This window comes from Staphylococcus agnetis, assembly GCF_002901865.1.
GTDB lineage: Bacteria > Bacillota > Bacilli > Staphylococcales > Staphylococcaceae > Staphylococcus > Staphylococcus agnetis.
Genome location: NZ_PPQF01000086.1, coordinates 1 through 217, shown reverse-complemented (window position 1 = coordinate 217; position 217 = coordinate 1). Strand labels below are relative to the sequence as shown.

The following is a 217-nucleotide window of genomic DNA, read 5'->3' as shown; positions in this document are numbered from 1 at the left end:
AACCGCTTCTAGACCTTTTAACACCGATCAAAAGCGCAGGATTAGAGTATTTTCAAAGCAGAAATAAAAATTCACACTCATACGATTTGAGTGCAGCATTTGCGAAAGAACTAGCGTATGTAAGAAGAGCGCTTCTAGAAAATCGAGAATTTATCGGTACTAGCAATGCATTCAACCGCATAAACGTAGCGTTTGATGAACTTTCAGGTTACATGTA

At 38.2% G+C, this 217-nt stretch carries 1 pseudogene; it reads left to right on the top strand.

Annotation, left to right across the window (positions count from 1 at the left end):
• Nucleotides 1-217: pseudogene (locus CD172_RS12880) on the top strand (hypothetical protein); the annotation flags it as partial.